Source organism: Rubrivivax sp. A210, assembly GCF_904426505.1.
Classification (GTDB): Bacteria; Pseudomonadota; Gammaproteobacteria; order Burkholderiales; family Burkholderiaceae_C; genus Rubrivivax.
Map to the genome: position 1 here is coordinate 793,012 of NZ_CAJGBN010000001.1, position 26,573 is coordinate 819,584.

The window sequence follows — 26,573 nt, forward strand, 5'->3', positions numbered from 1 at the left end:
GGGCTCCTCAGACCTTGTGCTGGTCGGAATACGGCAGCAGCGCGAGGAAGCGGGCACGCTTGATCGCGGTGGTCAGCTGGCGCTGATAGAAGGCACGCGTGCCGGTCAGGCGGGCCGGCGTGATCTTGCCGTTCTCGCTGATGAAGTCGCGCAACACGTCGATTTCCTTGTAGTCGATCGACTCGACATTGGCGACGGTGAAGCGGCAGAAACGCTTGCGGCGGAACAGCAGCGACTGGTTGTTGCGCTTGGGGCGCTTGTCCTTGGAAAAACGACCTTTACCACGGGGCGGGGGCATAGTCAGCTCCTACTGAAAACTATCGATCCGGATGGGTTCGGTGCGGGCGTCGGGCTCGACCGAGGTGATATGGAACAGCAGGCCACGTCCGTTGCGGGTGCTGGTGATGAAGCCGGCAAAGATGCAGGCCGACCCCAGCGCCAGCGGCAGCAGGCCCTGCGTGACAGCCCCTATGGCCACCGCGCGCATCTCCATCGAGACCTTGCGCGGCTGCCCGTCTTCGCTGACCTCGGATTCGTGCTTCAAGCCCAGATCCAGGGCCGGCAGACCGGCGGGGGTGAAACGCGTGGCCGCCCGCTCCACCAGCGCGGCCGCAAGAACCAGACGGTTCATCGTGGCGCGCCGGCAGCCTTGGACGGCAGGCCTGGAATCAGGCCGAAGCCTCCTGGCGCTCCTTGCGAGCCTCTTCGCGCTCGACCGCCTTCATCATGATGGACGGGGTGGTCTCGGCCTTGGGCTTGGCCACCGTGAGGTGGCGCAGCACGGCGTCGTTGAAGCGGAAGCCCGTCTCGAGCTCGGTCAGCACCGCGTTGTCGCACTCGATGTTGAGGCACAGGTAGTGCGCCTTCACGAGCTTCTGGATCATGTAGGCCAGCTGGCGCCGGCCCCAGTCTTCAACGCGATGCACCTTGCCGCCGCCGGCGGTGACCAGGCCCTTGTAACGCTCCAGCATGGCCGGAACCTGTTCGCTTTGATCCGGATGGATCAGCAGAACGATCTCATAGTGACGCATGAACACTCCTTGTGGATTCCGGCCTCGCGCCAGCGCCCGTGAAAAGGCGGCGGCAACGGTGACGGGGGGTGGAAGCTGCCCCGATGCGTCAACATGGCGGGTGCAGCAAGGAAAGCCGAAAATTATAGCATCCGACAACAGCCGCACCCCAGGGCAGCCGGGTGGTGCGCCCATCAGGCTTCGTCGGGGCCGGGGGCGCGCAGCGCGTCGACAAAGGCATCGGCCTGCTCATCGGGTGCGCGAGTGAGCAGGCTCGCGATCACCAGCGCAGCCAGCCCCGCCGGCACCCCGAAGACACCAGCCGCGGCGGCATCGATGCCCAACCACAGCGAGCCCCCCGCATTGCCGGCCAGGCCGAACAGCGAACGCAGCCAGGCCAGGTTGACGACCATGTAGCCGCCGCAGACGGCCAGGCCCACCAGCATGCCGGCCACCGCGCCGGCGCGGTTGGCGCGGCGCCAGAAGATGCCCATCACCAGCGCCGGGAAGAAGGCCGCCGCCGCCAGCGAAAAGGCGGCCGAGACGAACTGCAGGATGTCGGCAATCTTCAACGAGGCGATCAACGCCGCCAGCAGCGCCACCACCATCACCAGCATCTTGGACGCGATGACGCGCGAGACCGAGGCCGCGCCAGGGTTGAAGACGCGGAACCAGACATCGTGCGAGAGCGAATTGGCGATGGTCAGCAGCAGGCCGTCGGCGGTGGACAACGCGGCCGCCAGGCCGCCGGCGGCGACCAGGCAGGTCACCCAATAGGGCAGGCCGCCGATCTCGGGCGCTGCGAGCACGATGATGTCGCCGCCCATGAACAACTCGCCCAGTTGGAGGATGCCGTCGGCATTGATGTCGCGCACCGTCAGCAGGTTGGGGTCCAGGCGCGACCAGCGCGTCACCCAGGCCGGCAACTGGTCGATGGGCAGGCCCACCAGGTTTTCGAGCACCTCGAACTTGACGATGGCGGCCAGCGGCGGCGCGGCCACGTAGAGCAGCACAATGAAGAAGAGCGACCAGGCCACCGAGACACGCGCCTGCGCAGGCGTTGTGGTGGTGTAGATGCGCGTCAGCACATGGGGCAGTGCCGCCGTGCCCAGCATCAGGCAGAGCATCAATGCGATGAAGTTGATGCGCGCGCTGTCAAAGCGGGCGCCGCTGGCCGTGTCGCCTTCGGCGCCACCGGCGGCGAAGGGCTGGGCGTGTCGCGGCATGCCGGCCAGGGGTTGGGCGTGGGTCAGCGCGGCGTCGCGGTCGCGCAGGTACTGGGCACGCGCCTGGGTCTCGGTGCGCGGGCGTTGCAGGTACTCTCGCTCGGCGCGCTGGATCTGCACCAGCGGCGCACCCTCGGCACGCAGGTGGGCGATCTGGCGCGCCAGCACCTGCGCATCGGCGGCCATGGAGCCGCGCACGTCCTCGAGCTTGCGGTCGATCTCGGCGGCACGCAGGCGCAGCAGCCGCGCCACCTCGAGCTCGGCCGGATCGGTCAGCAGTTGCTGCTCGCGCTGGTGGACGCGCTCGAGCTGGCTGCCATAGGCCACGGCCGGGAACGGGTTGCCCGTCTGCTCGAAAGACAGCCAGGTCAGCGGCACCAGGTAGGCCACGATCAGCACCAGGTACTGTGCCACCTGGGTCCAGGTGACGGCGCGCATGCCGCCCAGGAAGGAGCACACCAGCACGCCGCCCAGCCCGACGAAGATGCCGAGCTCGAAGCCAAAGCCGGTGAGGTGCGAGGTGATGAGGCCGACGCCGTAGATCTGCACCACCAGGTAGACGAAGGACACACCCACCGCGGACGCGGCGCCGATCAGCCGCGGCATCAGGCCGCCATAACGCGCACCCAGGAAATCGGGGATGGTGTATTGGCCGTAGCGTCGCAGATAGGGCGCCAGCAACAGTGCCACCAGGCAGTAGCCGCCGGTCCAGCCCAGGATGTAGGCCAGGCCGGCAAAGCCCTGCAGGTAGAGCACGCCGGCCGTGCCTATGAAGGACGCGGCCGACATCCAGTCGGCGGCGGTGGCAGCGCCGTTGTACATGGCCGGCACGCGCCGCCCGGCGACGAAGTATTCGGCCTCGTCGGAGGTGCGGCAAAGAAAGCCTATGCCGGCATAGACGGCCACCGTCATCACCAGGAAGGTGGCGCCTATCCAGCCGCGCGGCAAGCCCAGGCGCTCGGCCGTGGCCAGCGCCAGCGTGAGCGCAGCCAGGGCCAGCAGGAAGAGCCCGTAGCGAGCTGCCATGCGGCGCGACAACGAGCGTTCGGCCGCGCTTGCGCCCCCCACGCTCATTCAGTGCCCCTGGGGTCGGCCTCGGGCGCACCGGCGTCGCGGCAACGCCGCTCGAGCCGGTTCATCACGACGATATAGACGACGATGAGGGCCAGGTAGAGCCCCAGCAGGCCCTGGGCCGCGAGCCAGTAGCCCAGCGGCACGCCGGCCACCCGCCAGCCGGTCATGGCGTGGGCGAACCAGGGGCCCAGCAGATTGGCCAGCAGCCACACCAGCAGCAGCAGGCCGGTGAGCTTGCGCGTGCTGCGCCACAGGCCTTGTTGTCGAGCTTCGAGCATGCGGCGCATTCTCCCTCACCGGGTGACGGCAGGCGGGGCCACCGGGGAGGCTGACGCGCATCACCCGAGGGGTTATCGATACCTAGGAAAACCCGCTTCGAACACGCAAGGCCCCAGGGGCCGCCCGCCTTGTCAGATTCCGGTCAGGTGGCCTGAAAAGACTGCAATTTCACCAGGGCACCGCCTTGGTGCAGCCGTACACAGACAAGGAGACCATGACATGGCCATCGCCGACAACAGAATGAGCGCGCACGCCAAGGCGGGCCCGCGACCGATGACGCCAGAGGAACGAAGCGTGATCTTCGCCTCGTCGCTGGGCACCGTGTTCGAGTGGTACGACTTCTATTTGTTCGGCGTCATGTCGGCCATCATCGCGGCCAACTTCTTCACCGCGCTCGACCCCGCCACGCGCGACATCTTCACCTTGCTGGCCTTTGCGGCCGGCTTCGCGGTGCGCCCGTTCGGTGCCATCGTTTTCGGCCGCCTGGGTGACCTGGTGGGCCGCAAGTACACCTTCCTGGTGACCATCCTGATCATGGGCCTGTCGACCTTTCTGGTCGCCTTCTTGCCCACCTATGCCAGTTGGGGCATCGCAGCACCCATCGCGCTGATCGCGCTGCGCCTGCTGCAAGGCCTGGCACTGGGCGGCGAGTACGGCGGTGCCGCCACCTACGTGGCCGAGCACGCGCCGCACGGCAAGCGCGGCGCCTACACGGCCTGGATCCAGACCACCGCCACCGTGGGTCTGATGCTGGCGCTGATGGTCATCCTGGGCACGCGCACCTACCTCGGCGAGAAGGAATTCGCGGCCTGGGGCTGGCGCATTCCGTATGCGATGTCGGGCATCCTGCTGGCCGTCTCGGTGTGGATACGCCTCAAGCTCAGCGAGTCGCCGGCCTTCGCGCGCATGAAGTCCGAGGGCAAGACCTCGAAGGCACCGCTCACCGAGTCCTTCGGCCAGTGGTCCAACCTCAAGATCGTCATCCTGGCGCTGATCGGCGGCACTGCCGGCCAGGCCGTGGTCTGGTACACGGGCCAGTTCTACACCCTCTTCTTCCTGCAGTCCTTCCTCAAGGTCGACGGCCCGACGGCCAACGTGCTGATCGCCGTTTCGCTGATCCTGGGCACGCCCTTCTTCATCGTCTTCGGCGCGCTGTCCGACAAGATCGGCCGCAAGCCCATCATCATGGCCGGCTGCCTGCTCGCGGTGCTGACCTACTTCCCGCTCTTCAACGCGCTCACCACCTACGCCAATCCCAAGCTGCAAGCGGCAATCCAGAAGTCGCCGGTGAAGGTCGAAGCCCCCTCGGGTGACTGCAACCTGATCCTCAACCTCACCGGCACGGCCAAGTTCACCACCGCCTGCGACCTGACCCGCACCTTCCTGGCCAACTCCGGCGTCAACTACGACAAGGTCGAGGTCGCCGGTGCCGCCATCGCCACCGTCAAGGTGGGCGACAAGGCCATCGTGGGCTATGCCGCCACCCAGCCCAATGCCAAGGACGAAAAGGCGCGCTTCGAGAAGGAAGTGCGCGAGGCGCTGAGCGCCGCCGGCTACCCGGCCAAGGCCGACCCGATCTCGGCGGGCAGTGGCAACTGGTGGATGCTGGTCGGCATCCTGACCATCATGGTGATCTACGTCACCATGGTCTACGGCCCCATCGCGGCGATGCTGGTCGAGTTCTTCCCGACCCGGATCCGCTACACCTCGATGAGCCTGCCCTACCACATCGGCAACGGCTGGTTCGGCGGCTTCCTGCCGGCGATCTCGTTTTCCATCGTGGCCGCCCAGGGCAACATCTACAGCGGCCTGTGGTACCCCATCATCATCGCGTCGATGACCTTCATCGTGGGCACGCTGTTCGTCAAGGAAACCAAGGACGTCGACATTTACAAGAACGACTGACGGACTCAACGCCACGCGCCTCCCGTGCGCGTGGCCCCCGGGGTGGTACACCCGGGTGAGCACTGCGCGCGCCTGGCGTGCAGTGCTTACCTACAGATCGAGAGCCGCCAGACCATGTGGAAGATTGCCGTCGCCTTCGTCGCCTTCGCGGCGCTTGCCCTGTTCATCCTGCAGAAGTCGGGCGGCGACGTCGATCTCGGCGGCGAAAAGCACGATGTCGGCGCCGGTGCGGCAGCGCCAGCGGCCTCGGCCGCCTCGCACTGAAGCCGCTACCGGCCTTCAGCCCAACAGTTCGCGCGCTCGCAACTCCAGCACGCGCGCCACTTCGGCGCCGCTGGCCTTGGCCAGGGCCTTGTTGAAGTCGGGCATCAGGGCCAGAAGGTCGGCCCGCGTGTAGCACTTCTCGAGCTTGAGCGTGAAGAGAAACGCGCGAAAGCCGAGCAGGTCGACCGCGGTGTCGTTCATGAACTTCTGCGTCACGCGAAAACGCTCGCCCTCGTCCACCGTGGGCAGCGCAGCAGCCGCTGCTGCGGCCGGCACAGCCGGCGCCGCCGCACGGGTGGCGGCCATTGCGGCGATGAGGCCGAGGTCGACCAGCATCTGCACCGCGTCATCGGGGGCACCGATGGTGGCTGCAGCGGCCTGCAGTTGCGCGGCAGTGCGCGTGCCGTCCACCATGATCAGCAAAGTACGCAGACGCTGCGGCAGCCGGCGATCGCGCGAACGCATCTCCTCGCTGCCGGCCGGGGTCTTGGCGAAGATCTCGCTACCGTCCATTCGCCACCTGGTTACTTCTGACCGTGCTTGTGCGGCCTTGCGGCGGCGGTGGGCAGGCCCACCGTCCGCATTTCCCTGGCACGCATCGTAACCGCGCCAAGGGAATCATTCTCAGCTGGATTGCCCTGCCAGGCGTTGCCAGGTCTCGACCACGCTGTCAGGGTTGAGCGAAATCGAGGCAATGCCCTCGCGCGCCAGCCAGTCGGCGAAGTCAGGATGGTCGCTGGGCCCCTGGCCGCAGATGCCGACGTACTTGCCGTGGGCGCGGCAGGTGGCGATGGCGCGGGAGATCAACGCCTTGACCGCCGGGTCGCGCTCGTCGAAGTCGCTCGCCAGTTGCTCCAGGCCGGAATCGCGATCCAGGCCCAGGGTGAGCTGGGTGAGGTCGTTGGAGCCTATGGACATGCCGTCGAAGTGCTCGAGGAACTGCTCGGCCAGGATGGCGTTGCTGGGCACCTCGCACATCATGATCAAACGCATGCCATCGACGCCGCGCGCCAGGCCGCGATCAGCCAGCATCTGTGCCACCTGGCTGGCCTGTCTCACGGTGCGCACGAAGGGCACCATGATCTCGACATTGCTGAGGCCCATCTCGCCGCGCACGCGCTTGAGCGCCTCGCACTCCATCGCGAAGGCATCGCTGAACTCGCCGCTGATGTAGCGGCTGGCGCCGCGGAAGCCCAGCATGGGGTTCTCTTCGTCGGGCTCGTAGCGGGTGCCGCCGATGAGCTTGCGGTACTCGTTGCTCTTGAAGTCGGACAGGCGAACGATTACCGGCTTGGGCCAGAAGGCGGCGGCGATGGTGCTGATGCCCTCGGTGAGCTTGTCGACGTAGAAGGCGCGCGGGCTGGCGTGGCCGCGCGCCACCGACTCGACCGCTTTCTTCAGGTCGGGGTCGATGTTCGGGTAGTCGAGGATGGCCTTCGGGTGGACCCCGATGTTGTTGTTGATGATGAATTCCAGCCGCGCCAGACCGACGCCGGAATTGGGCATCTGGGCAAAGTCGAAGGCCAGCTGAGGATTGCCCACGTTCATCATGATCTTGACCGGGCAATACGGCATCTCGCCACGCGCGACATCGCTCACTTCGGTCTCGAGCAGGCCGTCGTAGACGTAGCCGGTATCGCCCTCGGCGCAGGATACGGTGACCAGGGCGCCCTCGCTCAGGCTCTCGGTGGCGTGGCCACAGCCGACCACCGCCGGGATGCCCAGCTCGCGCGCAATGATGGCCGCATGGCAGGTGCGGCCACCGCGGTTGGTGACGATGGCCGCGGCACGCTTCATCACCGGCTCCCAGTTGGGGTCGGTCATGTCGGCCACCAGCACGTCGCCCGGCTGCACGCGGTCCATCTCGGCCACGCTGCGCACCAGGCGCACCGTGCCCGTGCCCACTTTCTGGCCGATGGCCCGCCCCTCGGCCAGCACAGTGTTCTTGGCGCGGTCGCCCTTGATGCGCCAGCGCTGCTCGACGCGGCCTCCGGCCTGGCTCTTCACCGTCTCGGGCCGCGCCTGCAGGATGTAGAGGTGGCCGTCGACGCCGTCCTTGCCCCACTCGATGTCCATGGGGCGGCCGTAGTGCTGCTCGATGATCAGCGCAAAGCGGGCCAGTTCGGTGACGTCGGCATCGTTCAGCGAATAGCGGTTGCGCTGCTCGGGCGGCGTGTCGATCACCGTCACCAGGCGGCCGTGGGCGGCCTTGTCGGCGGCGCTGGCGAACTCCATGCGCTGCAGCTTGGAGCCGAGCACGCGGCGTATCACCGCCGGGCGGCCGGCGCGCAGCGTGTGCTTGTGGACATAGAACTCGTCGGGGTTGACGGCGCCCTGCACCACCGTCTCGCCCAGGCCGTAGCTGGCGGTGATGAAGACGACGTCGGCAAAGCCGGATTCGGTGTCGATGGTGAACATCACGCCGGCCGAGCCAAGGTCGCTGCGCACCATGCGCTGCACGCCGGCCGACAACGCCACGTCGGCATGGGCAAAGCCCTTGTGGACGCGGTAGCTGATGGCACGGTCGTTGTAGAGAGAGGCGAAGACCTCCTTCATGCGGTGCAGCACTTCATCAATGCCGGTGACATTGAGGAAGGTCTCTTGCTGGCCCGCGAACGAGGCATCGGGCAGGTCTTCGGCGGTGGCCGACGAGCGCACGGCAAAGCTGGCCCGCGCGGCCTCGGGGCCCTCGCCCACCAGCAGCTTGAACTGCGCGCGGATGGCCGCTTCCAGCGCCGGCGGGAAGGGGGTGTCGAGCACCCACTGGCGGATGCGCGCACCGGCCGCGGCGAGCGCGCGCACGTTGTCGACATCGAGCGCGTCGAGCTCGGCCTGGATGCGCTGCTGCAACCCGCCGTGCAGCAGGAACTCGCGGAAGGCGTGGGCCGTGGTGGCAAAACCGCCCGGGACGCGCACGCCGCTGGCGGCAAGCTGGCTGATCATTTCGCCGAGCGAGGCGTTCTTGCCGCCCACGATCTCGACGTCGGTCATCCTCAGTTGTTCAAATGGGGCCACCAGGGCGGTGGCCAGGGCGGCTTGCGGCGTGTGAGTAGACATGGGAAAGCTCCGTGATGTGGGAAAACCGGTGCTTCCGCATGGGCGCGCGCAGACGAGGCGGGCGGCTGTCCGGGGCTGGCGTGGCGCCGCGCCCGCCGCCGCCGAATGGCGCGGAACAAGGGGCTTTGCAGGCAGGTCACGTGAGGGCCGGAGGGCGGAATGATCGAATCATTCTAAGGAGTTCTTCCCTATGATGGTCTTCAGGCCGGCCTGGCCTGCACCGCCAAGAGCGCGACATCCATGACCGAGCGCACCGTTTTCTTCGTCTCCGACGGCACCGGCATCACGGCCGAAACCTTCGGCAATTCCATCCTCAACCAGTTTCCGGCACGCCCGCGCCATGTGCGGCGACCCTTCATCGACACCGTCGAGAAGGCAGCGCGCGTGGTCTCGGAGATCAACGCCACCGCGGCCAGCGAAGGCCGGCGCCCCATCGTCTTCATCACCCTCGTCAACGACGAGGTGCGCGCGATGGTCACCGGCGACCACTGCAAAGGCCTGGTGTTGGACATGTTTCGCACCTTCGTCGAACCGCTGGAAGTGGAGTTCGGCGTCAAGAGCAACCACCGCGTCGGCCGCTTCTCCGACGCCAGCCAGAGCCAGGAGTACCACGACCGCATCGAGGCCATCAACTTCAGCCTGGCCCACGACGACGGCCAGAGCGCGCGCAACCTCGACGTGGCCGATGTCATCCTGCTCGGCGTCAGCCGCAGTGGCAAGACGCCGACCAGCCTGTACCTGGCCATGCAACACGGCATCAAGGCCGCCAACTACCCGTTGATCCCGGAAGACTTCGAACGCGGCCGCATGCCCGGCGCGCTGATGCCGCACCGGCGCAAGTGCTTCGGCCTCACGATAGACCCGACCCGGCTGGCGCAGATCCGCAACGAGCGGCGGCCTGGCAGCAAGTACGCGGCGCTGGAGAACTGCCGTTACGAGATCAACGAGGCCGAGGCCATGATGCGGCGCGAGGGCGTGTCCTGGCTGTCGTCCACGCACAAGTCCATCGAGGAAATTGCCACCACCATCCTGCGCGACCTGCGGCCCGACCGGCTGGTGTATTGATCCCCCCGAAGCGCCTTCGGCGCCTCCCCCCAGGGGGCGCCGCTGGCGGCCCGGCGGAGCCGGATCCGCGGCGGCCGCTTGATGGAACGAGGCGGCGGGCCCGTTAGCGCCGCGCCGATTCGTAAAGGCAGACCGCCGCCGCGGCGGCGACGTTCAGCGATTCCTCACCGCCCGGCTGCGGTATGCGCAGCTGCAGCGCGCAACTCGCCAGCAGCGTGGCCGAGACGCCCTGCCCTTCATGGCCCAGCACCCAGGCGCAGGGGCGCGGCAGCTCGGCCCGCGGCAGCTCGGCACCGCCGTGCGAGCTGGTGGCGACCAGCTTGACCTGCAGTGCGGTGAGGGCCGCCTCTTCCAGACCTTCGATCAGGCGCAGGCCGAAGTGCGCGCCCATGCCGGCGCGCAGCACCTTGGGCGACCACAGCGCCGCCGTGCCCTTGAGCGCCAGCACCTGGCCCGCGCCGAAGGCCGCGGCGCTGCGCAGGATGCTGCCGACATTGCCGGCGTCCTGCACGCGGTCGAGCACCACGCTGGCGGCGTGAGGGTCCAGGGCCGGAGGCGGTGGCAGCTCGATCACGTAGCCGATGCCGGTGGGTGATTCGAGCCCGCTGATGCCGGCAAACAGAGCCGGCGGCAGCAGGGCCACGCGCTCTGCCCAACCGGCCAGTTCGCGCAGGCCCGGCTGCTCCCAGGCCGCTTCGCTGACCACCGCCTGCAGGGCAGGCCCGCCCCGCGTGCGCAGCGCCGCGCACAGGTGCTCGCCCTCGATCCACACCTGGCCGACACGACGGTAGGCGCCGCCGTCCTGGGCCAGGCGGCGCAACCGCATCAGCAGCGGGTTGTCGCGCGAGCTGATGCGGGTGGGCTCGACCGTGCTCATCGCTGCTCTGCGGCGGCGCGCACCGGCGCGAAGCTGAGCCGGTGCTCGACGCAGGGGCCGTTTGCGCGCAAGGCCTCGAGGTGGGCCGCCGTGGGATAGCCCTTGTGCGCTGCAAAGCCATAGGCCGGATGGGCCTCGTGCAGTTCCAGGCAAAGGCGATCGCGGTGTACCTTGGCCAAGATGGAGGCGGCCGAGATGGCGGCCACCCGCGCGTCGCCTTTCACGATGGCCGCCACCGGCATGGGCAGCACGGGCACGCGGTTGCCGTCGACGACCACACGCTGCGGGCGCAGCCTCAGCCCGGCCACGGCGCGCTGCATCGCCAGCAGCGTGGCCTGCAGGATGTTGAGGCGGTCGATCTCGGCCACGCTGGCGCTGGCGATGGAGCAGCACAGGGCGCGTGCGCGGATCTCGTCGAACAAGGCCTCGCGGCGGCGCGGCGCAATGGCCTTTGAATCGCCCAGGCCGCGTATGGGCTGCAGCTCGTCGAGGATGACGGCCGCCGCCACCACCGGGCCGGCCAGCGGGCCGCGGCCGGCCTCGTCGACCCCGGCCACCAGGCCCGGCTGGTCCCAGCCCAGGCCCAGCTGTTCAAGCCTGAAGGATTTGCGCGAGGGCATCGGTGGCGCAGCGCGCGGTGTCGCGCTTGAGCAGGTGGTGCAGGTCGGTGAAACGGCGCTCGAGAGCGGCGCTGGCGGTGGCATCGTCCAGCCAGCGCGCCACCGCACGCGCCAGCGGCGCCGGCGCGCAATCGCCCTGGATGAGTTCGGGCACGACGAAGTCACGGCTCAGGATATTGGGCAGGCCGACCCAGGGCTGGTAGCGCATGCGCTTCATGAGCTGCCAGCTCAGCGGGTGCATCCGATAGCCGATGACCATGGGCCGCTTGAACAGCGCCGCCTCCAGCGTGGCGGTACCGCTGGCGATCAGGGTCACGTCGCAGGCCGCCAGTGCTGCGTGCGACTGGCCGTCCAGCACCTGCACGGCCAGGCCCGGCGCGTGGGCGGCGATCAGCGGATCCAGCATGGCGCGCAAGCCCGGCGCCACCGGCAGCAGGAAGCGCAGCCCAGGGCGCTCGCGCTGCAGCAGCACGCAGGCCTGCAGGAAGGCCGGCGCGATGTACTGGATCTCGGAGCGGCGGCTGCCCGGCAGCACCGCCACCACAGCATCGCTTTCCGACAGGCCCAGGGCGGCGCGCCTGGCAGCGCGCGGCGGCTCCAGCGGGATCGCATCGGCCAGCGGATGGCCGACGTAGCTGGCCGCCACGCCGTGGGCACGCAGCAGTTCCGGCTCGAAGGGAAACAGGCACAGCACATGGTCCGCGCTGACCGCCATCTTGCGGGCACGGCCACCACGCCAGGCCCAGATCGAGGGGCAGACGAAGTGGACGCTCTTGATGCCGGCGGCCTTGAGCCGCGCCTCGAGGCCGAGGTTGAAATCGGGCGCGTCGACGCCGATGAAGGCCGCCGGCCGCTCCTGCAACAGCCGCGCGGCCAGCGCCTCGCGGATGGCCGAGATCTCGCGGTAATGGCGCAGCACCTCGACATAGCCACGCACTGCCAGCTTCTCGTGCGGCCACCAGGCGGCAAAGCCCTGCTCAGCCATGCGCGGGCCGCCGATGCCGACTGTCTGCAGGCCGGGCCAGCGCTGGCGCAGACCACCCAGCAGCAGGCCCGCCAGCAGGTCGCCCGAGGCTTCGCCAGCCACCATGGCTATGCGCATCGGCAGGTCTAGCGCGCGATGCCGCGGGTGGAAGCGGCCAGGAAGGCCAGCAACTGGGCCACGTCGGCGTCGCCGCCTTCCACGGTGTCGGCCAGCGCCGTGATCGCCTCGCGCGCCTTTTCGAGCGTGAGGCCTTCGCGGTAGAGCAGGCGGTGCATCTGCTTGACCAGCGCAATGCGTTCACGCGAGAAGCCACGCCGCTTCAGGCCTTCGGCATTGATGCCGGCCACGCCCAGCGGGTTGCCCGTGGCCGTCATGAAGGGCGGCACATCCTGCGAGACATGGCTTTGGAAGCCCAGCATCACATGGGCGCCGACCTTGCAGAACTGGTGGATGCCCGAAAGGCCGCCGACGATGGCCCAATCGCCCACCTGTACATGACCGGCCAGCGTGGCGTTGTTGGCCAGCACCGTGTGGCTGCCGACCTGGGCGTCGTGGGCGATGTGCACGTAGGCCATGATCCAGTTGTCATCGCCGACGCGGGTGATGCCGGCGTCTTGCACCGTGCCGCGGCTGAAGGTGCAGAACTGGAAGATGGTGTTGCGGTCGCCCACGACCAGCTGCGTAGCCTCGCCGCGGTACTTCATGTCCTGGGGGGCACAGCCCAGCGCCGCGTGGGCGTGGATGGTGTTGTCGCGGCCCAGCGTGGTGGGGCCCTCGATCACGCAGTGGGCGCCGATGCTCGTGCCCGCGCCCACCGTGACGCCGGGGCCGATCACGGCATAGGGGCCGACCGTCACGCCGGCGGCAAGATCGGCGCCAGCGTCGACGATGGCAGTGGGATGGATGGACGGCATGGGCGGAACAGGCGGCAGGCCGGCGCTCAGGCCACCTTGCGCATCGTACACATCAGGTCGGCCTCGCAGGCGAGCAGGCCGTCCACCGTGGCGCGCGTCTTGTAGCGGAAGATGCCGGCCTTCACGCGGTCGATCGCGGCCTCGAGAATGAGCTGGTCGCCGGGGCCCACCGGACGCTTGAAGCGCGCGTTGTCGATGCCGGCGAAATAGACCACCGTGTCCTCGCCCGCCGCCGTGTCCATCGACTCGAAGGACAGCAGTGCCGCGGCCTGGGCCAGGGCCTCGAGCATCAGCACCCCCGGCATCACCGGCCGCGCCGGAAAGTGGCCCGGGAAGAAGGGTTCGTTGATGGTGACGTTCTTGAGCGCCCGGATGCGCACGTTCTTCTCGATCTCGAGCACGCGGTCGACGAGCAGAAAGGGGTAGCGGTGCGGCAGTTTGCGCAGGATGTATTGGATGTCCATGTCTTCTCAGTTCTTGCGCTCGAGGGCCCGCAGGCGGTCGCGCAGCGCGTGCAATTGCCGCAGCGTGGCGGCGTTCTTCTCCCACGATGCATTGTCATCGAAGGGAAACGCGCCGCTGTAAACACCCGGCTTGTGGATGGAGCGCGAGATCAGCGTCGCTGCGCTGATGTGTACGTGGTCGACGATCTCGAGGTGGCCCAGGATGATGGCGCCGCCGCCGGCGGTGCAGTGGCGGCCTATGCGCGCGCTGCCGGCCACGCCCACGCAGCCGGCAAAGGCGCTGTGGGCGCCGACGCGCACGTTGTGGCCGATCTGCACCAGGTTGTCGAGCTTGACGCCGTCCTCGAGCACGGTGTCTTCGAGCGCACCGCGGTCTATGCAGGTGTTGGCGCCGATCTCGACGTCGTCGCCGATGGCCACGGCGCCGAGCTGCTCGATCTTCTCCCAGCGGCCCTGGTCGGGCGCGAAGCCGAAGCCGTCGGCGCCGATCACGACGCCGCTGTGCACGATGCCGCGGGCGCCGATGCGGCAGCCATGGCCCAGCGTGACGCGGGGCTTGAACACGGTATGGGCCCCAACCTCGGCGCCCTCGCCCAGGCTGGCATGGCTGCCTATCACCGCGCCAGCGCCTACGCGTGCGCCGCGGCTGATGAAGGCCAGCGGGCCTATGGATGCATCGGGGGCGATCAGGGCGCCCTCCTCGACCACCGCGCTGGCGTGCACGCCGGCCAGCGGCGCGCGCCTGGCCTGGGCGGCCCACCACTGCGTGAGTCGGGCAAAGGCCAGGTAAGGGTCGGCGCAGATGATGGCGGCGCCCCGCGCAGTCGCAGCCTCGCGCGAGGCCGGTGCCACGATCACGCAGCCAGCCTGCGTGGTGGCCAGCTGGGCCTGGTAGCGCGGGTGCGAGAGAAAGCTGATGCAGCCGGCGTCGGCCTGCTCCAGCGGCGCGATGCGCCGGACCTGGAGAGTCCCGTCGCCGACCAGATCACCGCCCAGCAGACGGGCCAGATCGGCCAGGCGCGCACGGACCTCGGTCACGATGGCGGCGCACCCGGCAGCGGCGCTTACTTGCCCGCGGCCGGCGTCGCGTTGAGAACCTTGATGACCTTGTCGGTGATGTCGACGCGGGTGCCGGCGAACACCACTTCCTGCAGGATGAGGTCGTACTTCTCGCTGTCGAAGATCTGCTTGATGACGCGGTTGGCGCGTTCGACCACGGCGGCCAGCTCTTCGTTGCGGCGCTGATTCAGGTCTTCCTGAAACTCGCGGCGCTTGCGCTGCAGGTCGCGGTCTTGTTCGACGAGTTCGCGCTGGCGGCGGTTTTTCTCGCTCTCGGAGACCGTGGGCGCATCCTTCTCGAACTTGTCGGCCGCCGTCTTGAGCTTGGCCGCAATGTCGTTGAGCTCCTTCTCGCGCTTACTGAACTCGGCCTCGAGCTTGGTCTGCGCCGCCTTGGCCGGCGTGGCCTCGCGCAGCACGCGTTCGCTGTTGACGTAGCCGATCTTGAGTTCCTGGGCGGCGGCTGGGGCCGTGGAAGTGGCCAGCAGGGAGAAGGCGGCGAGTGCGGTAAGGGCGAACGTCTTCATCAGAAGGCAGTCCCGATCTGGAATTGGAAGCGTTGGATTCTATCGTTGCGCTGCACCTGCAATGGCGTGCCCCAGCTCAGCTTGAGCGGACCCACCGGCGAGATCCAGCTCAGGCCCAAACCGGCCGAGGCGCGCAGCGAAGCGGTGGTGGCCTTTTCATGCTCGCGCCAGACATTGCCCATGTCGTAGAAGGCAAAGATGCGCAGCGAACGGTCGTTGCCGGTGCCGGGCACCGGGAAGTACAGCTCGGCATTGGCATTGAAGCGCTTGGCGCCACCGATATAGGAGCCGGTGGGGTCGATCACGCCCAGCGAGCCCTGCTCGAAGACGCGCACCGTGCCCAGGCCGCCGCCGTAGAAGTTCTTGAACACCGGGAAGGGCTTGCCGCCGAGGCCGCGGCCCAGGCCCAGTTCGGCGTTGACGCCCAGCGTCAAGCGGGCCGGCAGGCTCCAGTATTCCTGGTACTGCAGATTGGTCTTGAGATAGCGCACCTCGCCGGCGAAGCTCCACTCGAAGAACAAGCGCTGGTAGCGGCCCGTGCTGGGCGCGAGAAGGCTGTCGCGGCCATCGCGCGCCCAGCCCAGCGTGGTGGCGAAGGCGTCCGTGGTGGAACCGTAGAGCGCGCGGTAGTTCAGCCAGGCCAGCGGCAGGCCGACGGAGGTGCCGAGCTCGGTGCGCTCCCAGCCCAGGCCCAGGAAGACGGTGTCGTATTCCGAGAAGGGGATGCCGAAGCGCGCCGAGGCGCCCGGCGTCTTCAGGTCGTAGCTGTCGCCGAGGAAGTTGATCGGGCGCGAGGTGCGGTAGAAGGCGTCCAGGGCGAGCGAGACGCCGTCCACCGTCCAGTAGGGATCGACCGTGCTCACCACCAGGGTGCGGTTGCTGCGGCCGGTGTTGACTTCCAGGCCCAGGCTCTTGCCCGAGCCAAAGGCGTTGTCCTGCTTGATCGAGGCCGAGAAGGTGAGCTTCTCGGCGTTGGAGTAGCCCGCGCCTATGGCCAGGTTGCCGGTCGGTTTCTCGGTCAGCGTGACGACGAGATCGACCTGGTCGGGTGCGCCGGCAACCTCGCTGGTCTCGATGTCGATTTCCTTGAAATAGCCCAGGCGGTCAACGCGCTCCTTGGACAGCTTGATGAGGCCGCCGTCGTACCAGGCCGATTCAAGCTGGCGGAACTCACGCCGTATCACCTCGTCGCGGGTGCGCGTGTTGCCGGCCATGTCGACGCGGCGCACGTAGACGCGGCGCTGCGGCTCGGCCGCGAACACCACCACCACCTGGCCGGTGGCGCGGTCGATCTCGGGCCGGGACTCGACGCGTGCGAAGGCATAGCCGTACAAGCCCATGCGGTCGGTGAACCGGCGCCCGGTCTCGGTGACGGCGTCGCCGCGGTAGGGCTGGCCCGGGCGCAGCAGCACGAGCGAGCGGAACTCGTCTTCCTTGCCCAGGAAGTCGCCTTCCAGCCGCACCGAGGTGACGGTGTAGGGCTGGCCTTCCTTGATCGAGATGGCGATCGATATCGTCTGCTTGTCGGGCGAGATCGTGACCTGGGTCGACTCGATGGCGAACTCGAGGTAGCCGCGGTTGAAGTAGTAGGCGCGCAGCTTCTCGAGGTCGGAATTGAGCTTGGTGCGCGAGTAGCGGTCGGACTTGCTGTACCAGCTGAACCAGCCGCTGGGGTTGAGCTCGAACAGTTCGAGCAGGGTCGATTCCGACATCACGCTGGCGCCGGCGATGCGGATGTCGCTGATGCGCGCCGCCTCGCCCTCGGTCATCGTGAAGGTGACGTTGACGCGGTTGCGCTCGATCGGCGTCACCGTGGTCACGACCTCGGCGCCGTAGAGGCTGCGGCTGAGGTATTGGCGCTTGATTTCCTGCTCGGCGCGGTCGATCAGCGCGCGGTCGAAGGGCAGGCCTTCACCGATGCCAGCGTCGCGCAGGCTCTTGGTGAGCGGCTCCTTGTCGAACTCCTTCAGGCCGACGAAGGCGATGTTGGCAATGATGGCGCGCTCCTCGACCACCACCACCGCCACCTGGCCCTCGATCTCGATGCGCACGTCCTTGAACAGGCCGGTGGCAAAGAGCGCGCGCAGCGCCGCCGAGCCCTTGTCGTCGGTGTAGGTGTCGCCGATGCGAAAGGGCAGCGCAGCGAACACCGTGCCCGGGTCGGTGCGCTGCACGCCCTCGATGCGGATGTCCTGGATGACGAATGACTGGGCAGCGAGCACCGGGGCCGCGGCCAGGGACGTCGCGGCCACAACAACAAGGGCCGCGGCGGGGCGCAGCGGCCCGAACAGGGAGACAGGGAGCATGAGCGCTTCAGTGCAGGCCCAGCAGGCGGGCCACGTCGTTGAACAGGGCGACAGACATCATCAGCAGCAGCACGACGATGCCGCCGCGTTGCAACCGGGCCAGCCACAGGTCGGAGACCGGGCGCCCGGTGACGCCCTCGAAAATGTAATACATCAAATGGCCGCCATCGAGCATGGGCAGGGGCAGCAGATTGAGCACGCCCAGGCTCACGCTGACCAGGGCCAGGAAGCCCAGGTAGTAGGCCAGTCCCTGCTGCACCGACTGGCCGGCGTAGTCGGCGATGGTGATGGGGCCGCTGAGGTTCTTGAGCGAAGCCTCGCCAATGAGCATGCGGCCCATCATCCTGACCGTCAGCGCCGAGACATCCCAGGTACGCGTCACCGCCTGCACCAGGCCTTCGATGGGCCCGTGGCGCACCGTCACCATGGCCGGCGGCAGGCCGACGAAGGCGTCGATCCGCGCGATTGTTTTTTCGCCATCGCGCATCACGCGCGGCGTCAGCGGCAGCTCGATCAGGCGGCCGCTGCGCTCGACGCGCCAGACCATGGGCAGCGGCTGGCCATCGCGCACGCTGGCGCGGATGCGTTCGCGCAGCGTCTGCGCGTCGCTGACGGCCATGCCATCGACATCGACGACGCGGTCGCCGGCCTTGAGCCCGGCGGCATCGGCCGGCCCGCCGGGCTTGACTTCACCCAGCACCGGCTCGCTGAAGAGCCCGGCCAGGCCGGCCTTCTTGATGAAGCCGGCGTCGACCTCGCGCGGGTCGACCCCGCCCAGGTCCAGCGCCACCGTGCGCGGGCCGCGGCCGTCGCGGTCAGTCACCTGCAACTGCAGGCGCTGGCGCTGGGTGGCGGCCTGGGTGACCTGCCAGCGCAGGTCGGAGATCGAGCGCACCTCGGTCCACTCGCCACCCTCGCCCGCGGTGGCCCGCACCCAGTCGCCGCCACGCAGGCCGGCGCGTTCGGCCAGGCTGGCGGCCGGCGGCGGCGCCAGCACGGCCTTGGGCTCGTCCAGGCCAATCCAGTGCGCCGCGGCGTAGAGCAGCACCGCCAGTCCCAGATTGGCCAGCGGCCCGGCCGCGACGATGGCAGCGCGTTGCCACAGCTTCTTGCGGTTGAAGGCGCGCGGCAGGTCGGCCGCCGCCACGTCACCTTCGCGCTCGTCGAGCATGCGCACATAGCCGCCCAGTGGCAGCGCGCAGACGACGAACTCGGTGGCCTCGGCCGAGCGCTGGCGCCGCCACAGTACGCGGCCGAAGCCGACCGAAAAGCGCAGCACCTTCACATCGCAGGCCACGGCGACGCGGTAGTGGCCGTATTCGTGGATGACGACCAGGATGCCCAACGTGAGCAGAAAGGCCAACAGCGTGGTGATCAAGCGGACAGTTCCTTGATCAGGCGACCGGCCAGCGCACGAGCGCGGCGGTCGAGATCGAGCAGGTCTTCGAGCGTGTGGTCGGCCCCGAGACCGGGCGGCAGGGCTTCGAGCGTGTGGGCATTGACCTTGTGAATCGCCGTGAAGGCAATGGTTCCGGCCAGGAAGGCGGCCACGGCTTCTTCGTTGGCGGCGTTCAGCACGGCGGTGGTGCCGGCACCGGCGCGCAGCGCGTCCCAGGCCAGGAATAGGCCGGGGCAGCGGCTGCGCTCGGGCGCCTCGAAGGTGAGCGCGGCAAGTTGCAGGAAATCCAGGCTGGCGGCGCCGGATTCAATGCGCTCGGGGAAGGCAAGGCCGTAGGCGATGGGCACCTTCATGTCGGGCGTGCCTAGCTGCGCCAGCACCGAGGCGTCACGGCACACCACCATCGAGTGGATGATGCTTTGCGGATGGATGACGACGCGGATACGCTCGGGCTCGAGGTCGAACAGCCAGCGTGCCTCGATGACCTCGAGCGCCTTGTTCATCATCGTTGCCGAATCGACCGAGATCTTGCGCCCCATCACCCAGTTGGGATGGGCCACGGCCTGCTCGGGCGTCACGTCATGCAACGAGGCATGCTCGCGCTGGCGGAAGGGCCCGCCGCTGGCGGTGAGCACGATGTGGTCGATGCGCTGGGCCCAGGTGCGGCGGTCCTCGGGCAGGCACTGGAAAATGGCCGAGTGCTCGCTGTCTATAGGCAGCAGGGTGGCGCCACCCTCGGCCACGGCACGCATGAAGAGCCCACCACCGACGACCAGGGCCTCCTTGTTGGCCAGCAGCAGGCGCTTGCCGGCGCGTGCCGCCGCCATGCAGGCGGGCAGTCCGGCGGCGCCGACGATGGCGGCCATCACCGCATCGACCTCGGGCGCGGCGGCCATCTGGCACAGCGCCTCGGGACCCACCAGCACCTCGGTGGCGAGGCCCGCGTCTTTCAAGCCGCGGCGCAACTCGGCCGCGCCGGCCTCGGTGGCGACGACGGCGATGCGGGGGCGGAACTGGCGGCACTGCGCCAGCAGCAGGTCGACGCGGCGCTGAGCGCTGAGGCCGAAGACCTCGTATCTATCGGGATGACGGGCCACCACGTCCAGCGTGCTGACGCCGATGGAACCGGTCGAGCCCAGGATGGCAAGCCTCTGGCGCATGGTCGTCAATGTCCTCCGAGCGAGGCCAGGGCCAGCGCCACCGGAAGCACCGGAAGCAGCGCGTCGACGCGGTCGAGCACGCCGCCGTGGCCGGGCAGCAGGCTGCTGCTGTCCTTGGCCCCGGCCGCGCGCTTGACCAGCGATTCGATGAGATCGCCCATCACGCTGAGCCCGCACAGCGCCGGCAGGGCCAGCGCCAGGCCCACCGGCCCGAGGGCGCCATAAAGCCGCGTGTAGAGGCTGGCGCTGTCGAAGCTGGAGCGGCCGTCGAGCCAGATCCAGAACATCGCCAGCAGCGCCACGCCGGCCATGCCCGACCACACGCCCTCCCAACTCTTGCCCGGGCTGATGGACGGCGCCAGTTTGCGGCGGCCGAAGGCGCGTCCGCCGAAATAGGCGGCGACATCGGCCATCCACACCAGGCACAGCACCGAGAGCAGGAAATTGATGCCGATGGCGCGAGCCTGTGTCACAGCCAGCCAGGTGGCCACCAGCGCCGCCAATCCCAGCCCCCAGCGCGCCGCGCGTGGCATTTGGGGCCAGGCCGCGGGGCCGCTCTTGAGCGCCAGGCTGCCCGCCACCACCCAGAGAACCAGCGCGCCCCACCAGACGGCCGGCGACACCTTGAGGACGCCGCCCAACACCACCAGCAGTGCCAGGCCCACGGCCGCCACGGCGGCGCCCATGGCCAGCGCGAGCGCGGCCGGCGCCTGGTTGAGGCGGCCCCATTCCCAGCCGCCAGCGGCAATCAGCGCCAGCATCAGCAGCGCAAAGGGCCAGGGGCTGGCGGCCGAGAGCGCCGCGAGCAGCAACGCCACGAGCACGAGCGCGGTGACGATGCGCTGACGCAGCATGGGCTCAGCCCGCGACCACGGTATTGGGCGCAATGCCCCCGAAACGCCGGTCGCGTGCGGCAAAGGCCGCCAGCGCGGCATCGATCTCGGCCTCGCCGAAATCGGGCCACAGGCATTCGGTGAAGAACAGTTCCGAATAGGCGGCCTGCCAGAGCACGAAATTGCTGATGCGCATCTCGCCGCCGGTGCGGATGAAGAGATCGGGGTCGGGCGCGAAGGACAGGGCCATGTTTCGCGACAGCCACTGTTCGTCGATCTGCTCGGCCGGCACGCCCTGCTCGATGGCGCGGCGGCAGGCCTGGACCACGTCCCAGCGGCCGCCGTAGTTGAAGGCCACGGCCAGCGTGATGCGGCGGTTGTCCTGAGTCAGCTTCTCGGCATGTTCCCAGGCCTGGCGCAGCTTGTCAGACACCGCCGAGCGGTCACCGACAATGCGGATGCGCACGCCGTCGCCGGCCATCTTGGTGAGGTACTTGGACACCGCCACCAGCACCAGGCTCATCAGGCCCGAGACCTCTTCGGTCGGGCGCTTCCAGTTCTCGGACGAGAAGGCGAACACCGTCAGGTACTCGACGCCGCGGTCGGCAAAGACGTTGACCGCGCGCACCAGCGCATCGACGCCTTGCTTGTGGCCGAAGAAGCGCGGCATGAAGCGCTTGCGCGCCCAGCGGCCGTTGCCATCCATCACCAGGGCGACGTGGCGCGGCACTGCAGGCGCTTCGGCCGCGGCGCCCGCGCTGGAGCCCGCGGCGTGGGAAGTCTCGGACATCGGGGGTGGGTGCCGGGGTGGATGGCCGTACTCAGACGGCCATCACCTCGGCTTCCTTGCCGTGTACCAGGCGGTCGATCTCGGCGATGGTGCGGTCGGTCAGGCGCTGCACCTCGTCCTGCGCGCGGCGCTCGTCGTCCTCGGCGACTTCCTTGTCCTTGAGCAGCTTCTTCAGATGCTCGTTGGCCTCGCGGCGCACGCTGCGCACGGCGATCTTGGCCTCTTCACCGGCATGGCGCACAACCTTGGTCAGCTCCTTGCGGCGTTCTTCGGTGAGGGCCGGCATCGGCACGCGCAGCAGGTCGCCCTGGGACGAGGGGTTGAGGCCCAGGTCGGACTCGCGGATGGCCTTCTCGATCTTGGCGCCCATGCCCTTTTCCCAGGGCTGGACGGTGATGGTGCGGGCGTCGAGCAAGGCCACGTTGGCGACCTGGCTGATGGGCACCGAAGAACCGTAGTAGTCGACATGCACCTGGTCGAGCAAGCCCGGGTGGGCGCGCCCGGTGCGGATCTTGTGCAGTTCGTTCTTGAGCGCCTCGACCGACTTGCCCATCTTGGTCTCGGCGGTCTTCTTGATGTCGGGGATGGTGTGCGTACTCATGCGCGGGGGCTCTCCTCAAACATGCACCAACGTGCCTTCGTCCTCGCCCATCACCACGCGCTTGAGCGCGCCGGGCTTGAAGATGCTGAACACCTTGATCGGCAGCTTCTGGTCGCGGCACAGGGCAAAGGCGGTCGCGTCCAGCACCTGCAGGTTGCGCGAGATGGCCTCGTCGAAGCTGATGCTGGTGTAGCGCGTGGCGCCGGGGTCTTTCTTGGGATCGGCACTGTAGACGCCGTCCACCTTGGTGGCCTTCAAGACCACCTCGGCACCGATCTCGGCGCCGCGCAAGGCAGCGGCAGTGTCGGTGGTGAAGAAGGGGTTGCCGGTGCCGGCGGCAAACACGACGACCTTGCCTTCCTCGAGGTATTGCAGCGCCTTGGGGCGCACATAGGGCTCGACCACCTGGTCGATGGCAATGGCCGACATCACGCGTGCCGTCATGCCTTCCTGGCGCATGGTGTCGGCCAGGGCGAGCGCGTTCATCACCGTGGCCAGCATGCCCATGTAGTCGGCGGTGGCGCGATCCATGCCCACCGAACCGCCGGCCACGCCGCGGAAGATGTTGCCGCCGCCGATGACCACCGCCACCTCGACACCCAGCTGCGTGACCGCCTGCACCTCCTGCACCATGCGCACGATGGTGGCGCGGTTGATGCCGTAGGCGTCGTCGCCCATCAGGGCCTCGCCCGACAGCTTGAGCAGGATGCGCTTGTAGGCGGGCATCGGATGGACTCCTCCAGGAAAGACAGCAGTGTAAGGGGCACCCCTCGCCGGCAGGGCCGGCGAGGGGTGCCGGACAGGCGCTTACTGCGCCTTGGCCGCGGCGACCTGGGCCGCCACCTCGGCGGCGAAGTCGTCGACCTTCTTCTCGATGCCCTCACCCACCACGTAGAGGGTGAAGCCGGCCACCTTGGTGGCCTTTTCCTTGAGCATCTGCTCGACCGTCTGCTTGTCGTTCTTGACAAAGGTCTGGTTCAGCAGCGAGACCTCCTTGAGGAACTTCTGCACCGAGCCTTCGACGCGCTTGGCGACGATCTCGGGCGACTGCGCCGCCTTGCCTTCGGCCACGGCCTTGGCGCTGTCCTCGGCAGCCTTCTCGGCGGCAACGCGGCGCTCGACCTCGATCAGCTCGGCCGCCACATCGCTGGTGGCCAGGGCCTTGGGCTTCATTGCGGCCACATGCATGGCCACATCCTTTGCGGCGACGTCGTCACCCGTGAACTCGACCAGCACACCGATGCGCGTGCCGTGCAGGTAGCTGGCCAGCTTGCCGCCGCCGGCATAGCGCTTGAAGCGGCGCACGGCCATGTTTTCGCCGATCTTGCCGATCAGGCCCTTGCGCACGTCCTCGACCGTGGGGCCGAAGCCGTCCTGCGCCAGCGGCAGGGCCGACAGCGCAGCCAGGTCGGCCGGGTTGTGGGCGGCCACCAGCTGGGCGGCGGCCTGGGTGAAGGCCAGGAAGGACTCGTTCTTCGAGACGAAGTCGGTTTCGCAGTTGACCTCGACCAGGGCGCCGGTGGCGCCGTCCACCGCGGCGGCGACCACGCCCTCGGCGGTGATGCGCGAGGCGGCCTTGCTGGCCTTGCTGCCCAGCTTGACGCGCAGGATCTCTTCGGCACGCGCGGCGTCGCCGTCGGCCTCGGTGAGTGCCTTCTTGCACTCCATCATCGGCGCGTCGGTCTTGGCGCGCAGCTCGGCCACCATGCTTGCAGTGATTGCGGGCATTGGAATCTCCTTCAAAAAGCGGTCACCCACCGGGCCGGACGGCGCGGTGAGCAGGTGCGGCAGCAACGGCCCCGGCGCCGACAGGCGCACGAGGCCGCAGCGGCCCGCGATCAGGACTCTTCTTTGACTTCGACGAAGTCGTCGCCACCGGCCACGGCCTGCACGACCTCATGGGTGGCGTTGGCCCTGCCTTCGAGCACGGCATCGGCCACGGCCTTGGCGTACAGAGCCACGGCCTTGGCGGAGTCGTCGTTGCCGGGGATGACGTAGTCGATGCCCACAGGCGAGTGGTTGGTGTCGACGATGCCGATCACCGGAATGCCCAGCTTCTTGGCCTCGGCCACGGCGATCTTGTGGTAGCCGACGTCGATGACGAACATGGCGTCAGGCAGCGCGCCCATGTCCTGGATGCCGCCGATGTCCTTCTCGAGCTTGACCAGTTCGCGCTCGAACAGCAGCGCTTCCTTCTTGATCATCGCCTCGGTGCCAGCTTCCTTGGTGGCCTGCATGTCCTTGAGCTTCTTCAGCGAACCCTTGACGGTCTTGAAGTTGGTCATCATGCCGCCCAGCCAGCGCTGGTCGACGTAGGGCATGCCGCAGCGCTGGGCTTCCAGCGCGATGACCTCGCGCGCCTGGCGCTTGGTGCCGATCATCAGGATGTTGCCGCGCTTGCCCGCGAGCTGGCGGATGAACTTCATCGCTTCCTCGAAGAGCGGCTGCGTCTTCTCAAGGTTGATGATGTGGATCTTGTTGCGATGGCCGTAGATGTACGGGGCCATCTTGGGGTTCCAGAAGCGCGTTTGGTGCCCGAAATGGACGCCGGCTTCCAGCATTTCACGCATGGAGACAGTCATGGAAAGTCCTAAGGTTGAGTCTAGAATCCCGCCGCTTCATCGGGCCCGCGCCGCAGCTCTGCAAGAGCTGCTCGACGGGGCCGCGACACCTTGGTTCGGCTGGGTTCGCGATTGGTCTGCCGGCATTGGCGGCCCGGGCAACAACAAGCGGCAATGAGGGTGGACACCCGGGGCTGGTCAACCGTTTGGCGACCACACCCCATCAATTCCATCCCGCACTGCACTGCTGCAGCCGACCTCCACTGAGGCAAACCCAATGAGTTTAGCATGCACCGCGGCCCTGGCCGCCGACCGAGGCTGCCGATGCGCGTAGCCCTCGTCGGCGCCGGCATCGTCGGCGTCACCACGGCCTATGAGCTGGCCGCCCTCGGCCATGAGGTCACCGTCTTCGAGCGCCGCGGCAGCGTTGCGGCCGAGGCCAGCTTTGCCAATGCCGGCGTCGTCGCGCCGGGCTACGTCACGCCCTGGGCGGCGCCGGGCATGTCGATCAAGGTGCTGCGCCACCTCTTCGCCCGCCACGCCGCGGTGCGCTTCGGTGGCGCCTCGGCCCTGGCCCAGTTGCCCTGGATGTGGCGCTGGTGGCGCGCCTGCCGCCCTGCCGCCTACGGCCCCAATCGCGCCGCCATGCACCGCCTGGCGAGCTTCAGCCGCGAGCGCATGCTCGAGCTGACGCGCAGCCTGCGCCTGGACTACGAACAGATGCCCGGTTGGACCGTGCTGCTGCGCGACGAGCGCGAGCTGCGCGGCGCCCAGGCCGGCCTGGCCCTGCTGCGCGAACTGGGCGTGGCGCACGACGTCGTGGACGGCACACGCGCACGCCAGCTCGAGCCCGGACTCAACCCCGAGACACCGCTGCACGCCGCCATCCACCTGGCCCAGGACGGCGTCGGCAACTGCCGCCAGTTCGCCCATCTGCTCAAGGCCGAGGCCCAGCGCCTGGGTGCCGTCTTCCGCTTCGACGCCTCGGTGCGCAGCCTGGCACCCGGCACGCGACCGGCGCTGCAGCTGGTCGAAGGCAGCATCCATGAAGCCGAGGCCATCGTCATCTGCGCCGGCGTGCAGGCCAATGCGCTGCTGGCCGGCATAGGCTGCCGGCTGCCGCTGGCGCCGGTGTACGGCTATTCGATCACGGCGCCGCTGCGCCACATGGAAGGCGCGGCCCACCACGCGCCGCGCGCCGCGCTGATGGACGAACGCTACAAGGTGGCGATCTCGCGCCTGGGCATGCGCGTGCGCGTCTCCGGCAGCGCCGAGATCGGCGGCACGCTCGAGCACAAGAACCCGGCCGCGCTGCGCACGCTCTACAAGGTGCTGGACGACTGGTTCCCTGGCGCCGTGCTGGTGCGCGAAGCCCAAGCCTGGAAGGGCGCGCGGCCCATGCTGCCCGACGGCCCGCCGGTGCTGGGCGAAAGCGGTGCGCCCGGCATCTGGCTCAACCTCGGCCATGGCTCCAGCGGCTGGGCCCTGGCCTGCGGCTCGGCGCGGGTGCTGGCCGAGCGGCTGAGCGGCCGTGCGGCGCCCATAGACACCGGCCGGCTGACCCTGGCCCGCTTGCGCGGTGAAGGCTGAAGACACG

Annotated in this window: 27 protein-coding genes; 4 read left to right on the top strand and 23 right to left on the bottom strand. The window is 68.5% G+C overall.

Annotated features, from left to right (window positions below):
- Positions 1 to 7: 7 nt before the first annotated feature.
- The 5 genes from rpsR to JMV16_RS03415 all read right to left on the bottom strand — a co-directional run bounded on the left by rpsR (position 8) and on the right by JMV16_RS03415 (position 3,588).
- Entirely contained in the window at positions 8 to 298 is a 291-nt protein-coding gene (gene rpsR / locus JMV16_RS03395; protein ID WP_201492724.1) for a 30S ribosomal protein S18, read from the bottom strand.
- Positions 299 to 307: 9 nt separating this feature from the next.
- Entirely contained in the window at positions 308 to 631 is a 324-nt protein-coding gene (gene priB / locus JMV16_RS03400) for a primosomal replication protein N (protein WP_201492725.1), read from the bottom strand.
- A 37-nt stretch (positions 632 to 668) separates the two neighbouring features.
- The gene (gene rpsF, locus JMV16_RS03405; protein WP_201492726.1) at positions 669 to 1,031 is read right to left on the bottom strand and encodes a 30S ribosomal protein S6; all 363 of its coding nucleotides are present in this window, start codon (positions 1,029 to 1,031) and stop codon (positions 669 to 671) included.
- 173 nt (positions 1,032 to 1,204) lie between these two features.
- Complete coding sequence (locus JMV16_RS03410) at positions 1,205 to 3,310, bottom strand: sodium:solute symporter family protein (RefSeq protein WP_201492727.1); 2,106 nt, start codon at positions 3,308 to 3,310, stop codon at positions 1,205 to 1,207.
- Positions 3,307 to 3,588, bottom strand: coding sequence for a DUF4212 domain-containing protein (locus tag JMV16_RS03415; protein WP_201492728.1), 282 nt, complete (start codon positions 3,586 to 3,588; stop codon positions 3,307 to 3,309). The genes JMV16_RS03410 and JMV16_RS03415 overlap by 4 nt, the downstream gene beginning before the upstream one ends.
- A gap of 241 nt (positions 3,589 to 3,829) precedes the next feature.
- Between JMV16_RS03415 and JMV16_RS03420 the strand changes: the two genes are divergently transcribed.
- Positions 3,830 to 5,494 carry an MFS transporter gene (locus JMV16_RS03420; protein ID WP_411565008.1) on the top strand — a complete coding sequence of 555 codons (1,665 nt, stop codon included), beginning with the start codon at positions 3,830 to 3,832 and terminating at the stop codon, positions 5,492 to 5,494.
- Between the two features lie 114 nt (positions 5,495 to 5,608).
- The gene (locus tag JMV16_RS03425) at positions 5,609 to 5,758 is read left to right on the top strand and encodes a hypothetical protein (protein WP_201492730.1); all 150 of its coding nucleotides are present in this window, start codon (positions 5,609 to 5,611) and stop codon (positions 5,756 to 5,758) included.
- Between the two features lie 15 nt (positions 5,759 to 5,773).
- Here JMV16_RS03425 and JMV16_RS03430 read toward each other — a convergent pair whose 3' ends face one another.
- Positions 5,774 to 6,271, bottom strand: coding sequence for a hypothetical protein (locus JMV16_RS03430; RefSeq protein WP_201492731.1), 498 nt, complete (start codon positions 6,269 to 6,271; stop codon positions 5,774 to 5,776).
- Positions 6,272 to 6,382: 111 nt separating this feature from the next.
- Positions 6,383 to 8,815, bottom strand: coding sequence for a phosphoenolpyruvate synthase (gene ppsA, locus JMV16_RS03435; RefSeq protein ID WP_201492732.1), 2,433 nt, complete (start codon positions 8,813 to 8,815; stop codon positions 6,383 to 6,385).
- Between the two features lie 240 nt (positions 8,816 to 9,055).
- Here ppsA and JMV16_RS03440 point away from each other — a divergent pair, with 240 nt between their 5' ends.
- Positions 9,056 to 9,880 carry a pyruvate, water dikinase regulatory protein gene (locus JMV16_RS03440; RefSeq protein WP_201492733.1) on the top strand — a complete coding sequence of 275 codons (825 nt, stop codon included), beginning with the start codon at positions 9,056 to 9,058 and terminating at the stop codon, positions 9,878 to 9,880.
- A 103-nt stretch (positions 9,881 to 9,983) separates the two neighbouring features.
- On the opposite strand, the gene JMV16_RS03445 is transcribed toward JMV16_RS03440, so the two are convergent.
- The 16 genes from JMV16_RS03445 to rpsB form a co-directional block, all read right to left on the bottom strand.
- The gene (locus tag JMV16_RS03445; protein ID WP_201492734.1) at positions 9,984 to 10,757 is read right to left on the bottom strand and encodes a TrmH family RNA methyltransferase; all 774 of its coding nucleotides are present in this window, start codon (positions 10,755 to 10,757) and stop codon (positions 9,984 to 9,986) included.
- Positions 10,754 to 11,377, bottom strand: coding sequence for a ribonuclease HII (gene rnhB, locus JMV16_RS03450; protein WP_201492735.1), 624 nt, complete (start codon positions 11,375 to 11,377; stop codon positions 10,754 to 10,756). The genes JMV16_RS03445 and rnhB overlap by 4 nt, the downstream gene beginning before the upstream one ends.
- Complete coding sequence (gene lpxB / locus JMV16_RS03455) at positions 11,349 to 12,479, bottom strand: lipid-A-disaccharide synthase (protein WP_236580327.1); 1,131 nt, start codon at positions 12,477 to 12,479, stop codon at positions 11,349 to 11,351. The genes rnhB and lpxB overlap by 29 nt, the downstream gene beginning before the upstream one ends.
- An 8-nt stretch (positions 12,480 to 12,487) precedes the next feature.
- Positions 12,488 to 13,276 (bottom strand): acyl-ACP--UDP-N-acetylglucosamine O-acyltransferase, encoded by a 789-nt coding sequence (lpxA, locus tag JMV16_RS03460; protein ID WP_201492736.1) that lies wholly within the window; start codon positions 13,274 to 13,276, stop codon positions 12,488 to 12,490.
- 26 nt (positions 13,277 to 13,302) lie between these two features.
- Positions 13,303 to 13,740 (bottom strand): 3-hydroxyacyl-ACP dehydratase FabZ, encoded by a 438-nt coding sequence (gene fabZ / locus JMV16_RS03465; RefSeq protein ID WP_201492737.1) that lies wholly within the window; start codon positions 13,738 to 13,740, stop codon positions 13,303 to 13,305.
- A gap of 6 nt (positions 13,741 to 13,746) precedes the next feature.
- Positions 13,747 to 14,778 (bottom strand): UDP-3-O-(3-hydroxymyristoyl)glucosamine N-acyltransferase, encoded by a 1,032-nt coding sequence (lpxD, locus tag JMV16_RS03470; RefSeq protein WP_201492738.1) that lies wholly within the window; start codon positions 14,776 to 14,778, stop codon positions 13,747 to 13,749.
- Between the two features lie 26 nt (positions 14,779 to 14,804).
- The gene (locus JMV16_RS03475; protein ID WP_201492739.1) at positions 14,805 to 15,326 is read right to left on the bottom strand and encodes an OmpH family outer membrane protein; all 522 of its coding nucleotides are present in this window, start codon (positions 15,324 to 15,326) and stop codon (positions 14,805 to 14,807) included.
- On the bottom strand, positions 15,326 to 17,632 hold the full coding sequence (bamA, locus tag JMV16_RS03480; protein WP_201492740.1) for an outer membrane protein assembly factor BamA: 2,307 nt from the start codon (positions 17,630 to 17,632) through the stop codon (positions 15,326 to 15,328). The genes JMV16_RS03475 and bamA overlap by 1 nt, the downstream gene beginning before the upstream one ends.
- Positions 17,633 to 17,639: 7 nt before the next feature.
- Positions 17,640 to 19,010, bottom strand: coding sequence for an RIP metalloprotease RseP (rseP, locus tag JMV16_RS03485; protein WP_201492741.1), 1,371 nt, complete (start codon positions 19,008 to 19,010; stop codon positions 17,640 to 17,642).
- Complete coding sequence (gene ispC, locus JMV16_RS03490; protein ID WP_201492742.1) at positions 19,007 to 20,191, bottom strand: 1-deoxy-D-xylulose-5-phosphate reductoisomerase; 1,185 nt, start codon at positions 20,189 to 20,191, stop codon at positions 19,007 to 19,009. Before ispC ends, rseP begins: the two co-directional genes overlap by 4 nt.
- A 5-nt stretch (positions 20,192 to 20,196) precedes the next feature.
- Positions 20,197 to 21,045, bottom strand: a complete 849-nt coding sequence (locus JMV16_RS03495) for a phosphatidate cytidylyltransferase (protein ID WP_201492743.1) — start codon at positions 21,043 to 21,045, stop codon at positions 20,197 to 20,199.
- A gap of 4 nt (positions 21,046 to 21,049) precedes the next feature.
- A complete protein-coding gene (uppS, locus tag JMV16_RS03500) occupies positions 21,050 to 21,814 on the bottom strand; it encodes a polyprenyl diphosphate synthase (protein ID WP_201492744.1) in 765 nt (254 codons plus the stop codon).
- Positions 21,815 to 21,845: 31 nt separating this feature from the next.
- Positions 21,846 to 22,415: a ribosome recycling factor gene (gene frr, locus JMV16_RS03505; RefSeq protein ID WP_201492745.1), complete on the bottom strand. Its 570-nt coding sequence runs from the start codon at positions 22,413 to 22,415 to the stop codon at positions 21,846 to 21,848.
- A gap of 15 nt (positions 22,416 to 22,430) precedes the next feature.
- Complete coding sequence (pyrH, locus tag JMV16_RS03510) at positions 22,431 to 23,141, bottom strand: UMP kinase (RefSeq protein WP_201492746.1); 711 nt, start codon at positions 23,139 to 23,141, stop codon at positions 22,431 to 22,433.
- 81 nt (positions 23,142 to 23,222) lie between these two features.
- On the bottom strand, positions 23,223 to 24,143 hold the full coding sequence (tsf, locus tag JMV16_RS03515) for a translation elongation factor Ts (protein WP_201492747.1): 921 nt from the start codon (positions 24,141 to 24,143) through the stop codon (positions 23,223 to 23,225).
- A gap of 110 nt (positions 24,144 to 24,253) precedes the next feature.
- Positions 24,254 to 24,997, bottom strand: a complete 744-nt coding sequence (rpsB, locus tag JMV16_RS03520) for a 30S ribosomal protein S2 (RefSeq protein WP_201492748.1) — start codon at positions 24,995 to 24,997, stop codon at positions 24,254 to 24,256.
- 303 nt (positions 24,998 to 25,300) lie between these two features.
- On the opposite strand from rpsB, the gene JMV16_RS03525 reads away from it, so the two are divergent.
- On the top strand, positions 25,301 to 26,566 hold the full coding sequence (locus tag JMV16_RS03525; protein WP_201492749.1) for a D-amino acid dehydrogenase: 1,266 nt from the start codon (positions 25,301 to 25,303) through the stop codon (positions 26,564 to 26,566).
- Positions 26,567 to 26,573: the final 7 nt, after the last annotated feature.